Below are 14,287 nucleotides of genomic sequence, written 5' to 3'. Positions count from 1 at the left end.
GCAGGGCTCAAGCTCGAAATCCAAATTTTAGTGTGCACCACCTGTCAGGGCTCAGTGTCCCTTCGTCACCAAAGCTGTTTCCGTTTCAACTAGTTCGTCCGCTGAGCGTGGGCCTGCGCAAGCAGACGCACAATAGACAGCCCAATCGGCCATCAACGCGCGCCGCTTCTCGAATGCGTCGCCGCGACGGTACGCGCGGACAGTGGCATCACCGGCGCTATGGGCCAATGCCGCCTCTGCGACTGACTCCGCATGCGTGGTGCACTCTCCCGCCCAATCCCGAAACGATGACCTCGCTGTCCCGTGGACTGTGTAATCTCCGTATCCCATCCGCCTGAGGAGCATCATCATCGACATCTGCGATAGCGGCTTAGCTTTGGACACAGCGAAGACGTAGTCGTCGCTTTCCAACTTCTCACAGAGGGGCGCGATGATCTCAACAGCGCGACCGCTTAACGGTATGCGATGCTCCTTACGCATTTTGGTACGCTCCGCAGGAATAATCCACGTGCGGCGCTCGAGATCAAATTCCTTCCGTTTTGCTTTCAGCGTCTCGCTCGTTCGGGTGGCGCAAAGAATGGTCAGTTCCAGCGCCTTGGCGGCTAAAGCTGAGCGTTGGCGCAGTTTGTGGATGAATGAGGGAATCTCTTCGAAGGGGATTGCGGCCTGATGGCCGCGGACAGTGAGCTTACGACGCGGAGGCAAAAGATGAGCAAGATGCCCGCGCCATCGCGCCGGGTTCTCCCAAGGTGACGCGATCAGACCCTTCGCTCGGGCCGCGTCCAAAACGCGTTCGATGCGTCCCCGAACTCGGCTCGCCGTCTCGTTCTGCGAAACCCAAAGAGGCCTCAGAACGTCAAGGACAGCGTCCGTGGTCACATCCTGCAATTCAAGGTGTCTCAGCATCCTTGCCTTGGTCCGGAAGGTATCACGCCATTGGCGAATGTGTACAGGATTGGTCCAGCCGGCTGAAAGTTCGTCGACCAATGCGTCGGCAAACTCTCCGAAGCTTTCAAACGTCTGTTTTCCAGAGGCCGCCTTTGCCGCGGCACGCTCGGCGAATGGGTCGCGCCCCTCGATGATCGCCTGCCGCAACTCGGCCGCATGCTGGCGGGCATTGCTCAGGCTGACGTCGATCGCAGGGCCCAGTCCCATCTCTCGGCGCTTCCCTCCGACACTCGAGACAAAGAACCATGTGGGGCCGCGGTTCGGTCTCACCCGAAGATACAACCCTCCGCCGTCGCTGTACGCGGCGGCTTTTTTTGCCTCGCGGTTCAAGTGAGCGGCTACTCCCCGTGCCGAGAGCTTGTTGTGCATGGCCGATGTTCCTCTTGCCCGGCCATAAAATCGGCGGGCTTCTGGGTCGAGATTTCGGCCATAATATCGGCCATAAAATCGGCGGCGGAAAGGGCCAAATGCAGGCGAACGCCTCCGGATCGAATGCACTCGCTTTCTGGGCTTAAATCGCTTCATATCAGAGATTTGTTGGACTGATGTGGAATGCTCCGGACCCTTGTGAAATGGGCGCTTCGATTCCCCTCAGCTCCACCAGCCGCCTTCCTTTCCCATCCTCAGCTCGAACAGCCGGGCGCCAGCGATAGGCGCAGCGCGACGCGGAGCCCTGGCTGCGCATCCTGCAGCGCCAGCGATCCGCGATGCATCCGCGCGACCGCCACCGCGAGCGGCAGCCCAAGGCCATGGCCGCGGGTGTGGCGGCTCGCATCGAGGCGGCCGAACCGGCGCAGCGCCCGCTCGTGCTCGTTCGGCGGAATGCCCGGGCCGTCATCCTCGACTACCAGCAGTGCCGATGTACCGTCGCGCTGCACGTCCAGCCGGATCGTCGTGCCCGGCGGGGTGTGCGTCACCGCATTCTCGATCAGGTTGACGATCGCCTGGGTGAACAGTCGCGGATCGCCCTCGACGATCACCGGCTCGCGGGCGGTCGGGGCGACGAACGCGCGGTCGCTCTCGGTGACCATCAGCTGCAGGCCCTCGGCGATGTCCGCGGCGAGGGCGGCGAGGTCGAACGTCTCGAACCCGGCCTGGCGCTGGCCCGCCTCGATCTCGCTGATGCGCAGGATCGCGGCGAAGATCGCGAGGATCTCGTCGCTTTCGGCCACCGCTGCCTCGAGCTCGTGTCGCACCGGGGCGGCGGCGGGGTCTGCCGCCAGCGCCGCGAGCCGGCCGTGCAGCCGCGCGAGCGGCGTCCGCAGATCGTGGGCGACGTCGTTGGAGATGCCGCGCATGCTCGCTACCAGCTCGCCGATCCGATCGAGCATGCGATTGAACGTCACCGCCAGTCCGCCAAAGGCGCTGCGCGGCTGGTCGACCGGAACCCGGGCGCGCAGATCGCCATGGCTGATCGCGTCGGCAGCGCTGGCGATCGCCGCGATGTTCGTTCCGATCGCGCGGATCAGCGCCACCGTGCCGAGCAACAGCAACGCGACCACCGCGCCGAAACCGATGGCGAGGATGCGCAGCCGATTGCGATCGTGGCGTTCGATCGGCTCGCTTTCGGCGACCAGCGCCAGCGTCCCGCCATCGGCGAGCTGCGTCTTCCACGCCCGCCCGCGGCTGAGTCCGGAAATGCCGGCGTCGTGGTGAACCGTCGAAAAGCCCAACGGCAGCGAGTGGGTAGGGGCGATGTTGCCGGCGATCGTCGCGCCTTTCGCGTCGCGCAGCAGGAAGCCGATATCGGCGCTCTCGCGCTCGCTGCTTTCGCGGGCGATGCGGCTGGCAAGCAGGGCAGGGCCGGGGGTGCCCTCCAGCAGCTCATGCGCCTCGGCCTGGAGGCGGAGATCGACCTGCCGGTCGATCACGTCGATCAACGCGACATAGACACCGATGCCCGCCAGCGCGATCGCCGCGGACAAGGCCAGCGCGAAGCCGATCGCGATCGTGCCGAGCGAGCGAAGGCGTCTGCGCGGCACCGATCAGGCGCGGAACATATAGCCGACGCCGCGCACCGTGACGATCGGATCGGGCAGCCCCGGCATCTCCAGCCGCTGGCGCAGCTTGAGGATATGCACGTCGACGATGTTGGTCGCCGGCACGAAATCATAGCCCCATACGCGTTCGATCAGCATCTTGCGCGAGAGCACGCTGCCTGCCTCGCGCACCAGTTCGGCGAGCAGCTTGAGCTCGGTCTTCTGCAATTCGATCGACTTGCCCGCGCGGGTGACGCGGTGGCGCAGCACGCTGACCGTCACGTCGCCGGCGGTGAGTGTCGCATTGTCCGCGGAAGGCGCGGCCCGGCGGCGGAGCACCGCCCGGATGCGGGCATTGAGTTCGTCGAGCTCGAACGGCTTGACCAGATAGTCGTCCGCGCCCGCGTCGAGCCCTTCCACCCGCTCCTGGGTAAGGCCGAGCGCGGTCAGCAGGATCACCGGCGTTTCCACGCCCTCCGCACGGATACGGCGCAGCACCTCGACGCCGTCGACGGTGGGCAGCATCCGGTCGAGCAGCAGCACGTCATAGCTGGCCTCGGCCAGCGCGGTGATCGCGGCGCGGCCATCTTCCACCGCGACCACCGCATGGCCCTGGGCCTGCAACTGGGCGCTGAGCTGCGCGCGCAGCTCGGCATCATCCTCGACGACGAGAATCTGGAGAGCGGGAAGCGGAGTGACGGACGGGGCGAGGACAGACATGGCGGCATCCTTAGGGGGCACGCCTGTTCCTAACCTTACGTGCCCGCCGCGTCGACCGATTGCGGGCGAAAGGGGTTAGCCTGCCGGCAGCTGGGCCAGCTGATCGATATGGCGCTGCACGATCGGCACCGCGGCCGCGGCCACCTTGCGCAGCGCGGCATTGTCGCCATTCTCGGCATAGCCCGAATGGAGCGCCAGCGCTTCCTGATGCGCCATGCGTTGCTGGCGCAGATAGGCGATGTCGAACTTCGCGCCGGACAGGCCGCGCAGTTCGTCGATCATCCGTTGCTGCTTGGGCGCCAGCGCCGGCGGCGGCGGGGTCATGCCGGCGGCGCGCGCGGCGCTGGTCAGCTGCTGCGTCGTCATCAGGTGATGCTCGATCATCATCTGGCCGAACTGGCGCACCGCGCCGCTGCCGGCCTTTTGCTGGGCGAGGCGCGACGATTCGATCTCGTACAGATCGCCGGCGCCTGCCATGCGGGCATAGCCCATCGCATCGCGCGGCATCGCCATCTGCGCCGGGGCCATCGGCTCGGTCTGCAGGGTCGTTGGGTTCGGCGCCGCGGTGGCAGCCGTCAGCGCCAGCGACGCGATCCCGCCGCAGCATATCATCGCCCTCATGCTTCCCTCCTGTGCAATGCCGGGGAAACCGACAGGAACAGGGATGGTTGCAAAATCACTTTTGTTTAGCGCGGGTTACAGGAAATTGACCGCCTAGAGAAATTGACGGCTCGAGAAGAGCGACGGCACGATTTTGCGACCACGCCGTCCGGCGCGGACGACCTACGCAGCAGCACGCTGGGGATCCACCCTGGTGCGCTGTCCTGGTCCGATCCGCAGCAGCTGGTCAGCGCCGTCGATCAGGCACATGCCACCGTGCGTCGGGTTGCCGCGTATCTCGATCGGCAGAGCCAGGCACTGCGCGCGCTGGTGCGTCGTTGAGGGCGCAACCGGCCGATGGCGCGCCGCCCGCCACCGCCAGCGCCCCGCCCACCAGGATGAGCGTCGGCTGATCGTCGGGCAGGGCGGCGGCTGCGATGTGGAGAAGATCGAGCCGGGTGTGCAGCAGCCGTTCGCTGGCGAGGCTGACATCGCACGCGACCAGCACCGGCGTGGTGCCCGAAAGCCCCGCCGCCATCAGGTTGCGGCTGATCTCGGCCGCCGCGCTGCGGCCCATGTAGAAGACGGTGGTGCAATGCGGGTCCGCCAGCGCTGCCCAGTCCAGGTCCAGCGGCGCGTCGCCGCGCTTGTGCGCGGTCGCGAACTGCACCCGTCGCGCCAGCCCGCGCAGCGAGAGCGAGACGCCGGCGGACGCCGCCGCCGCGCTGGCGGCGGTGATACCGGGGCAGATCCGCACCGGCAGCCCGGCTGCGACGAGCGCGGTACATTCCTCCATCGACCGGCCGAAGATCGAGGGGTCGCCGCCCTTCAGCCGCACCACCCGCTCGCCTGCCTGCGCCGCGGCGACGAGCAGGTCGTTGATCGCTTCTTGCGCCTTGGAATGCCGGCCGGCGCGCTTGCCTACCGGCACCCGCCGCACCGCCTCCGGGATCAGCGCGAGCACGCCCGCGCCGACCAGTGCATCGTAGAACACGATCGTCGCGGTTTGCAGCAGCCGCTCGGCCTTGCGGGTCAGCAGATCAGGATCGCCGGGGCCGGCACCGACCAGCCAGACGCTGCCTGCGGGGAATTCGTCAGCCATGTGCGGCCTCCTTTGGCATGTCGGTGAGAATGCGGGCAAGCGCAGGCCGGCATGATCCGCAATTGGTGCCGGCGCCCAGCGCCGCGCCGATCGCGGCGACATCCTGCAAACGCTGATCGCGGATCGCCGCGGTGATGCTGTGCAGGCCGATGTCGAAACAGGCGCAGACGACCGGCCCGCGCTCTGCCAAAACACCGGGCGCGCGGCCGGCGAGCACCTGCGGACCCTGCGGCTGGTGCAGCTGGCCGATCAGCCAGTCGCGGCTCGGCAGTTCGCCGCTGCGGGTGACGAACAGTACCGCAGCAAGGCGTCGGTCGCGCAGCACCGCCACGCGCAGGGTACCGCGGGCGGGATCGCGCGCCTCGATCCGCTCTCCCGGCGGCAGCGTCCGATCGAGCGCCGCGGGTTCGCCGGTGCCGGCCAGTTCGTAGAGCACGCCGCCGGGCACCGCCACGCGTGTCGCCCAAAGGCAGTCCGGGGCAGGGGCGTCGCCCTGCACGATCAGGAAGCCGCGCCAGTCGACCACCACCGGCGCGACCCGCGCGGGTGCGAGCTTGAAGCCGGGCTGCCCCGAATGGGGATCGGCAAGATCGCGGGCGAGCATCCCGGTGCGTCCGCCATGCGCCTGCCGATCCGTCCAGTGGATCGGCGTGAACAGTTCGCCCCGGCGCTGGCCGGGATGGTGCGCCGCGCGGAACAGGCTTTCGCCCTGCGGCGTCGTCACCCGGGCGAGCGCGCCATCGGCGATGCCCAGCGCAGCGGCGTCTTCTGGGTGGATCTCGACCAGCGGCTCCTCACGGTGCCGGGCGAGCTTGGGGGACAGGCCGGTGCGCGTCATCGTATGCCACTGGTCGCGGTAGCGGCCGGTGTTGAGCGTCATCGGCCAGTCGCGCAGCGGCGCCTCCAGCGGACGCTGCGCGACCGGGACCAGCCGGGCGCGGCCGCTGTCGGTGGGGTACCGCCCGTCCGCGAAGGGCTGCGGATGCCACGAGAAGGGGGCCATCGCGTCATAGGCTTCGTTACCGATCGTCGCCTGCGCCTTGAGGTCCAGCATGCGTGCGCCCTGGTTGCGATAGGCGGTCAGGCGGGCATGTTCGCGCCAGATCTCGGCGGGTCGATCATAGGCGAAGGCGGTGCGGAACCCCATGCGCCGCGCCACCTGGCTGACGATCCACCAATCGGGCTTCGCCTCACCCGGCAGCGGCAGAAAGGCGCGCTGGCGGCTGATCGTCCGTTCGGAATTGGTGACGGTGCCGTCCTTCTCGCCCCAGGCGGCGGCGGGCAGGCGGACATCGGCGTGCATGCTGGTGTCGGTCTCGGCGACCACGTCCGACACGACGACGAAGGGGCAGGCGGCCAGCGCCTCGCGCACGCGGCTGGCATCGGGCATCGACACGGCGGGGTTGGTCGCCATGATCCACAGCGCCTTGATTCGCCCGTCGCCCACCGCGCGGAACAGGTCGACGGCCTTGAGGCCCGGCTTCGTCGCCATCCGCTCGGCCGCCCAGAAACGGCCGACATCGGCAATGTCCTGCGTGCCGAAGCCGCGGTGCGCCGCCAGCGTCGAGGAAAGCCCGCCCACCTCGCGTCCGCCCATCGCATTGGGCTGGCCGGTGATCGAGAAGGGCGCCGCCCCGGCAATACCGATGCGGCCGGTGGCGAGGTGGAGGTTGAGGATCGCGTTCACCTGATCGGTGCCGCGGATCGATTGGTTGATGCCCTGGCTGAACAAGGTGACGGTGCGGGGATGCGCGGCGAACAGCTGGTAGAAAAGCTGGAGGTCGGCCGGCGCCAGGTCGCAGGTCTGGGCGGTGGACCACAGATCGCGGCCCTCTCCCAGCGCTTCCCAGAAACCCTCGGGCACGTCCAGGGTCCCGGTATCGGCCAGCCCCTCGGCGCGACAATGCGCGAGCAGGCCGTTGAACAACGCCACGTCGCTGCCGGGGCGCAGCGCCAGGTGCAGGTCCGCTTCCTCCGCCGTCTCCGTGCGCCGGGGGTCGATCACCACCAGCTTCGTACCGCGCGCCTCCCGCGCCGCCATGATCCGCTGGTAGACGACCGGATGGCACCAGGCGGTGTTCGATCCGACCAGGATGACCAGGTCGGCGGCGTCGAGATCGGCATAGCTGCCCGCCACCACGTCCTCGCCGAACGCGCGCATATGGCCGGCCACTGCGGAGGACATGCAGAGCCGCGAGTTGGTGTCGATGTTCGCCGATCCGATAAAGCCCTTCATCAGCTTGTTGGCGACGTAGTAATCCTCGGTCAGCAACTGCCCCGAGACGTAGAAGGCGACGCTGTCCGGCCCATGTTCGGCGATCGCGTGGCGAAAGCGCCGGGCGACGAGGTCGAGCGCCTTGTCCCAGCTCGCGCGGCGATCGCCGATCATCGGATGGAGCAGGCGGCCCTCCAGCCCGATCGTCTCGCCGAGATGCGTACCCTTGGAGCACAGCCGGCCCCGATTGGCGGGATGTTCGGGATCGCCCTCGATCCGCACGGCGCGCGCGCCGGTGACGGTCGCGCGGATGCCGCAGCCGACCCCGCAATAGGCGCAGGTAGTGCGGGTCGTCACAGCGCATTCCTCCCCGGGCGCAGCTCGGGGAGGGGGACCATTCGCGCTAGCGAATGGTGGAGGGGCCGCCGCGCAGCGGCGGTGGAACGGTCGCGGGGGAGCCCTCCGCCGCTTGCGCGGCGGCCCCTCCACCACGCCGCTGCGCGGCGCGGTCCCCCTCCCCCAGCACGCTGGGGGAGGATTTGGGGTGCGCCCCTCACGCCGCCGCCCGCACCGGCATGGCGAGCAGGATCCGCTCGCCTTCTACCCGCACCGGCACCACTGGCGTGCAGCCGGCATCCTCTCCCAGGGCGGTGCCGGTCGCGAGCGAAATGCGCAGATTGTGGAGTGGGCACGCCACCGCATGGCCGTGGACGATCCCCGCGCTCAGCGGCCCGCCCTTGTGCGGGCAGCGGTCGATCAGCGCGAAGACCTGGTCGTCATGGGTGCGGAACACCGCGATCGGCTCCCCGCCCAGCGTCAGCGTGCGGCTGCCCCGCAGCGGCAGGTCGGCAAGCGTGCCGATGTCGATCCAGTCGGTCATGGGGCTTACTCCGCGGCGGCGAGCAGGGGCTGGTGGAGGCCGGCATCGGCGCCGGCAACGCGATCGGCCCAGGGATCGTCCTGGCTGAAGGACTGCGAATGCCAGAAACGCGCGGCGAGCGCGTGGCGCCCGGCTTCGTCCTCGACGATGCGGGCCTTCACATAAGCGAGCCCGACGCGCTCGATCCACGGCGCGGTGCGCTCCAGATAGCGCGCCTCCTCGCGGTAGAGCTGCACGAAGGCGGCGGCGAAATGCATTGCCTCCTCCTCGGTCGCCACCTTCACCAGCAGGTCGGTCGCGCGGACATGGATGCCGCCATTGCCGCCGACATGCAGCTCGTATCCCGAGTCGACGCACACGACGCCGAAGTCCTTGATCGTCGCCTCGGCACAGTTTCGCGGGCAGCCGGAAACCGCCATCTTGAACTTGTGCGGCATCCAGCTGCCCCAGAAACCGCGCTCCAGCTTGATGCCGAGCCCGGTCGAATCCTGGGTGCCGAACCGGCACCATTCGGCGCCGACACAGGTCTTCACCGTGCGCAGCGCCTTGGCATAGGCATGGCCCGAGACCATCCCCGCCGCGTTGAGGTCGGCCCAGACGGCGGGCAGATCCTCCTTGCGGATGCCGAAGATATCCAGCCGCTGGCCGCCGGTGACCTTCACCATCGGCGCGTTGTACTTCTCCACCACATCGGCGATCGCGCGCAGTTCCTGCGGCGTGGTGACGCCGCCCCACATGCGCGGGACCACCGAATAGGTGCCGTCCTTCTGGATGTTGGCGTGCAGCCGCTCGTTGACATAGCGGCTCTGCTGGTCGTCGACATAGTCGCCCGGCCACGCGCAGAGCAGGTAATAGTTGAGCGCCGGCCGGCACGAGGAACAGCCGTCGGGGGTCGACCAGTGCAGCCGCTGCATCACCTCCGGAATGGCCTTCATGCCCTGCTCGACGATCGCGCGGCGTACCTCGTCATGGCCATAGCTGGTGCATTTGCACATCGTCTTGGGGCCGCTTTGCACGCCGTCCTCGCCCAGCGTCAGCGCCAGCAGGCTCTCGACGATGCCGGTGCACGATCCGCAGCTCGCCGAGGCCTTGCACCCGGCGCGCACCGCATCGAGGCTGCACGCCCCGCCAGCGATCGTCGCGACCACCTGCCCCTTGGAAACGCCGTTGCAGCCGCAGATCTCGGCATCGTCCGAGAGCGCCGCAACGGCCGCCTTAGGGTCCAGCTGCCCCCCTCCCGAGGCGAAGGCCTGGCCGTAGATCAGCACGTCGCGAATGGGCGCGACGTCCTCGCCCTTCTTGAGCAGGTCGAAATACCAGCCGCCGTCGCTCGTGTCGCCAAACAGCACCGCGCCGATCACGCGGTCGTTCTTTAGCACCACCCGTTTGTAGATGCCGCGCGCCGCATCGCGCAGCACGATGTCCTCGCAGCTCTCGCCGCCGGAAAAGTCGCCGGCCGAGAACACGTCGAGCCCGGCTACCTTGAGCTTGGTCGAGGTGACCGATCCGCGATAGGGATTGGCGCGCGCCACCAGCCCGTCGGCGAGGCTGCGGCACATGTCCCACAGCGGCGCGACCAGCCCATAGCATTGCCCGTCATGTTCGACGCATTCGCCGACCGCGAGCACATTGGCGTCGCTGGTCACCATATGATCGTCGACCTGGATGCCGCGCCCGACCGCCAGCCCCGCCTCGCGGGCGAGCTTTACCGACGGCCGGATGCCGACTGCCATCACCACCAGCTTGGTGGGGATCACGCGGCCGTCCTTCAGCTGCACGCCCTCGACCTTGTCCTCGCCCAGGATCGCGGCGGTGTCGGCGCCGGTGAGAATCGTCTGCCCGCGCGCCTCCAGCGCCGACTTGAGCAGCCAGCCGGCCGCCTCGTCGAGCTGGCGTTCCATCAGCGTCGGCATCAGGTGGAGCACGGTGACCTTCATGCCCCGCAGGGTGAGGCCATGCGCCGCCTCCAGCCCGAGCAGCCCGCCGCCGATCACCACCGCGTCGCCGCCGTCCGACGCCGCCGCGAGCATCGCATCGACATCGGCCATGTCGCGGAAGCTGATCACGCCGGGCAGGTCGTGGCCGGGCACCGGGATGATGAACGGGTCCGAGCCGGTGGCGATCAGCAGCTTGTCATAGCCGGTGACGCGACCCGAGCGCGTGGTGACGGTGCGCGCGGCACGGTCGATCGCCACCACCGGATCGCCGGCGACCAGCGCGATGCCGTGCCGGGCATACCAGTCGTGATCGTTGATCACGATCTCCTGGAACGACTTCTCGCCGGCCAGCACCGGCGAGAGCATGATCCGGTTGTAGTTCACATGCGGCTCGGCGCCGAAGATGGTGACGCGGAAGCGGGCGCCGTCGCGCGCCAGCAATTCCTCCACCGCGCGGCAACCCGCCATGCCGTTGCCGATCACGACCAGATGCTCGCGCGGCTTGGCCGAGGAGTCTGCCTCGACCGGACTGTCGTCGGCAAGGATCGCCGTGGCTTCGAGAAACTCCATCCGCTTCGCTCCAAAACGAAAAAGCCGCCATCCGGCGCCCGGTCTTGCGAACCGAGCGCTGGATGGCGGCTTTGCCATCAACAGGACCACGTTTGCCCATCAGCGGGCTGGCGTGGCTATGTGGAAAAGGACAGCCTTGTCCTTCGCGGTGCAGCATAACCCGATTCGCAGGCAGGCTCAAGTGGTTCCGAGGCGCTGGTCTGGAAACGGCAGCCCGTCAGATGTAAGACATGCCGCATGCAAGCCGATCGACAGGGCTGGGCGCGACCTCGGAAGGCCGCGCAGGCCAAAGAGCGCGTGCCGCCGCCGTTGCGGTCCGATCAGGACCTGCACCTATGGATGTCCTGGGGCCGAGCCGCGATCCCCTTGACGGCGCTGACGGTAGGAGCGTTGCTACACTTTGGCGTGCCGTTCAACTACACGCCACTCGCGACGATCCCGGCACTTCTCCTGTACCTGTTCATGCGCCTGCACGCGTGGCGGCGACGTCGAGCAGGAAAGCGCTTCATCCATTATGATGATGTGGACGTTTCCTGGTGAGCCTGCGTGCTCAGCTCTTTGTCGCGCCATTCGATGATGCCTTAATATTTCCAATCCGCCTGCAGCCAGAACTTGCTGGTATCGGTGGCGAACCGCTCCGCCTCGTAGCGGGCGTAGCGCGCCGAGAGCTGGGTCTTCTTCACCTGGACCGTCGCGAGCAGGTTCCATTCGTCACCATAATGCTGGTCCAGCCGGTCGCTCTGGTAGCGATGCCACACCGCCTGCAGCGCCACCGCATCGATCCTGCCGAGCTTCTTCCAGCCATAGCCAGCGCCCGCATAGAAATCGCGCACGCCATTGGGCGGGGTGACGGTCAGCTTGTCTGCCCAGCCCTGGAACTTGAACAGGCTGCTGAGCGGCGTCTGGAAGCTGGTCAGCGCGCCGCCGCCATCGGCACCGAGCACTTCATAGCCGGCGTTGAGCTTCCAGCTGCGCAGGTCGAGCGTGGCATCGGCCAGCCAATAGTCCGCCTGATAACGGTTGGGATTGTGGTGATAGTCGGACTGGCGCGCCCAGCTCAGCTGATAGGTCAGCTTCACCTGCGGCGCGATCGCCCGGCTGCCGGCGAGGCGGGCGCCATAGCTCTGGCTGGAAAGGCGGAAGCCCTGCACCTCGGGCTCGTCCTGGTCGATCAGATAGGCAAAACCCGTCAGCGTGCCTACCGGTGTCGCCAACCCGAGATTGGCGAAAACGTTGTTGCCGCCGACGCCGCGCTGGCGCGCGCCGTGCCCATCGGTGCCCCAGATGGTGCGCACGTCCCAGGCATAGGTGACGTCCAGCTTCACGCCCTTCGCGGGCACGATCTCGGTGCGCACCGCGTCATAGGTCTGCGCATTGTTGCGAAAGCTGGCATTGCCGACGAAGCGCTCGTCGTCGAGCATGATGCGCTGGCGACCGGCGGTGACGGTGAGCGGCTTGGTGCGATACTGCAACTGCGCCCGGTAGATGGCGACATTGTTGGGATCGCCGATCGTCGGCCGGGTCGCCAGCCCGTGCAGCCCATCATAATAGTCGTCGACGACGGCGAGATTGCCCTGCGCCTCGCCCAGCGCGACCCAGGGCCCGTGGCTGAGCTCGACGCCGGCACGCGCGCGGATCGTCACCGCATCGGCGGTATCGGCGATGCCGGCCTGGTCGACATGCTCATAGCGCGTTCGCGCCTCGAGCAGCGGCTTGACCGTTACCTCCTGCGCGCAAGCCGGCGCTGCAGCGGCCAGTGCCGCCGCCGTGCTGATCCAGAAACGCATGCAGTCCCCCTTGCTCACAAAGCGGCGGCGCTAGCCCCGGCGCCGCCACCGTCCCAGTTACAAATTATATCCGCGCGCCGCTCGTCCAGGTTTTGCGCCACCTATTTTTCACCAAGCCTAGCCCGATCAGCGCCGCCAGTGCGAGCCCGGCGAAAATTAGAAAGCCGGGCGCGAAGCTGCCCGCCAGCTGCTTGGCGACGCCCAGCGAAGAGGCGAGGTAGAAGCCGCCGATGCCCCCGGCCATGCCGACCAGCCCGGTCATCACGCCGATCTCGGCCTGGAAGCGCTGCGGCACCAGCTGGAACACCGATCCGTTGCCGGTTCCCAGCGCCAGCATCGCGACGACGAAGCAGGCGAGCGCCATGGGCAGCGTGGGCGCGACGCTGACTCCAGCCAGCGCGGCAGCGGCGACGAGGAACACGACCGAGAGCGTCTTCACGCCGCCGATCCGGTCCGCCAGCGCCCCGCCCAGCGGCCGCACCAGCGACCCGGCGAACACGCATGCGGCGGTGCACGTGCCCGCGACGATCGTGCTCAGCTTGAACTGGTCGGTGAAATAGATCGGCAACGATGCCGCCAGCCCGACGAAGCCGCCAAAAGTGACGGCGTAGAAGCCCATCAGCCACCAGGCGTCCGCGGACTGGAGCGGGTGCAGATAGGCGACCAGCGTCTTCGGTGCCGGTGCGTTCGGCGCGTCCTTGGCCATCGCCAGGTAGAGCAGGAACACGATGCCCAGCGGCAGGCAGGCGAGGCCCAGCACCGCGTTCCAGCCGAACAGCTTGGCGAGCGCGGGCGCGAACAGCGCGGCGAGCACGGTGCCCGAATTGCCCATGCCGGCCAGCCCCATCGCCTTGCCCTGATGCTCGGCCGGGTACCAGCGGCTGGCGAGCGGCAGCGCGATCGCGAAGCTGGCGCCGGCGAAGCCGAGGATCACGCCCAGCGCCAGCGTGCCGCCGAAGCTGTTCACGCCCAGTCCCCAAGCGGAGAGCAGCCCGCCGATCACGATCATCTGGCTGATCGCGCCCGATCGCTTCGGGCCGATGCGATCGACCAGCAACCCGTTGACGACGCGCAGAAAGGCACCGGCGAGCGTCGGCGTGGCGACCATTAGCCCCTTTTGCGCGGCGGTGAGGTGGAGGGTCTTTGCGATCTCGGGCGCCAACGGCCCGAGCAGCACCCACACCATGAAGGCGAGGTCAAAATAGAGAAAGGCGGCGACCAGCGTGGGCCAATGCCCGCTGCGCCAGAAGCTGCCATCGCGTGCCGTGCGGGCCCTTGCACCCATGCTTCGATCCAGAAATGCCGTGGCCATGCTGACGTCCCCAATGCCGATCTGAAAAGGACAAGAAAAAAGCCGCTCGCCGGACGTTCGCATGGTGGCGAAATCCGGTCAGCGGCTTTGCTGCGTTCAGAGGGGGAGGCAGGCCCCGGCGTTGGGGTGCCCTCCCGATGGGCGCGCATCCTTGCGCGACTCGGGGATGATCGCGCGAATCGGCCTTTGCTGCAAGCGCGAAGTTGGAGCGGCCCTGCGCCCCTCCCCTTCAGGGGC

At 67.9% G+C, this 14,287-nt stretch carries 11 protein-coding genes; 1 reads left to right on the top strand and 10 read right to left on the bottom strand.

The features are described from left to right. Positions 1-51: 51 nt before the first annotated feature. From SAZ01S_RS22180 to nirB, 8 genes are all read right to left on the bottom strand, one after another. Positions 52-1,317, bottom strand: coding sequence for a tyrosine-type recombinase/integrase (locus SAZ01S_RS22180; protein ID WP_084584518.1), 1,266 nt, complete (start codon positions 1,315-1,317; stop codon positions 52-54). Positions 1,318-1,571: 254 nt separating this feature from the next. Then, positions 1,572-2,930, bottom strand: a complete 1,359-nt coding sequence (locus SAZ01S_RS22175) for a sensor histidine kinase (protein ID WP_084584517.1) — start codon at positions 2,928-2,930, stop codon at positions 1,572-1,574. A 3-nt stretch (positions 2,931-2,933) separates the two neighbouring features. Continuing rightward, positions 2,934-3,647, bottom strand: coding sequence for a response regulator transcription factor (locus SAZ01S_RS22170; protein WP_084584516.1), 714 nt, complete (start codon positions 3,645-3,647; stop codon positions 2,934-2,936). 75 nt (positions 3,648-3,722) lie between these two features. Continuing rightward, on the bottom strand, positions 3,723-4,268 hold the full coding sequence (locus SAZ01S_RS22165; RefSeq protein WP_084584515.1) for a DUF4142 domain-containing protein: 546 nt from the start codon (positions 4,266-4,268) through the stop codon (positions 3,723-3,725). A gap of 226 nt (positions 4,269-4,494) precedes the next feature. Then, positions 4,495-5,349 (bottom strand): uroporphyrinogen-III C-methyltransferase, encoded by an 855-nt coding sequence (gene cobA / locus SAZ01S_RS22160; RefSeq protein ID WP_084584514.1) that lies wholly within the window; start codon positions 5,347-5,349, stop codon positions 4,495-4,497. Then, positions 5,342-7,921: a nitrate reductase gene (locus SAZ01S_RS22155; protein WP_084584513.1), complete on the bottom strand. Its 2,580-nt coding sequence runs from the start codon at positions 7,919-7,921 to the stop codon at positions 5,342-5,344. The genes cobA and SAZ01S_RS22155 overlap by 8 nt, the downstream gene beginning before the upstream one ends. Before the next feature lie 196 nt (positions 7,922-8,117). Then, entirely contained in the window at positions 8,118-8,444 is a 327-nt protein-coding gene (nirD, locus tag SAZ01S_RS22150) for a nitrite reductase small subunit NirD (RefSeq protein ID WP_084584512.1), read from the bottom strand. A 5-nt stretch (positions 8,445-8,449) separates the two neighbouring features. Then, positions 8,450-10,951: a nitrite reductase large subunit NirB gene (nirB, locus tag SAZ01S_RS22145; protein ID WP_084584511.1), complete on the bottom strand. Its 2,502-nt coding sequence runs from the start codon at positions 10,949-10,951 to the stop codon at positions 8,450-8,452. 237 nt (positions 10,952-11,188) lie between these two features. Here nirB and SAZ01S_RS22140 point away from each other — a divergent pair, with 237 nt between their 5' ends. Beyond that, on the top strand, positions 11,189-11,491 hold the full coding sequence (locus tag SAZ01S_RS22140; protein ID WP_084584510.1) for a hypothetical protein: 303 nt from the start codon (positions 11,189-11,191) through the stop codon (positions 11,489-11,491). Positions 11,492-11,532: 41 nt separating this feature from the next. Here the strand turns inward: SAZ01S_RS22140 and SAZ01S_RS22135 are convergent, their stop codons facing one another. Together SAZ01S_RS22135 and SAZ01S_RS22130 are read right to left on the bottom strand one after the other, a co-directional pair. Next, the gene (locus SAZ01S_RS22135; RefSeq protein ID WP_084584509.1) at positions 11,533-12,738 is read right to left on the bottom strand and encodes an alginate export family protein; all 1,206 of its coding nucleotides are present in this window, start codon (positions 12,736-12,738) and stop codon (positions 11,533-11,535) included. Between the two features lie 64 nt (positions 12,739-12,802). Beyond that, complete coding sequence (locus SAZ01S_RS22130; protein WP_084584508.1) at positions 12,803-14,050, bottom strand: nitrate/nitrite transporter; 1,248 nt, start codon at positions 14,048-14,050, stop codon at positions 12,803-12,805. Between the last annotated feature and the right edge of the window lie 237 nt (positions 14,051-14,287).

The organism is Sphingomonas azotifigens NBRC 15497, from assembly GCF_002091475.1.
Classification (GTDB): Bacteria; Pseudomonadota; Alphaproteobacteria; order Sphingomonadales; family Sphingomonadaceae; genus Sphingomonas; species Sphingomonas azotifigens.
The sequence above is the reverse complement of the archived record's forward strand: the minus strand, read 5'-3'. Positions and strand labels throughout refer to the sequence as shown.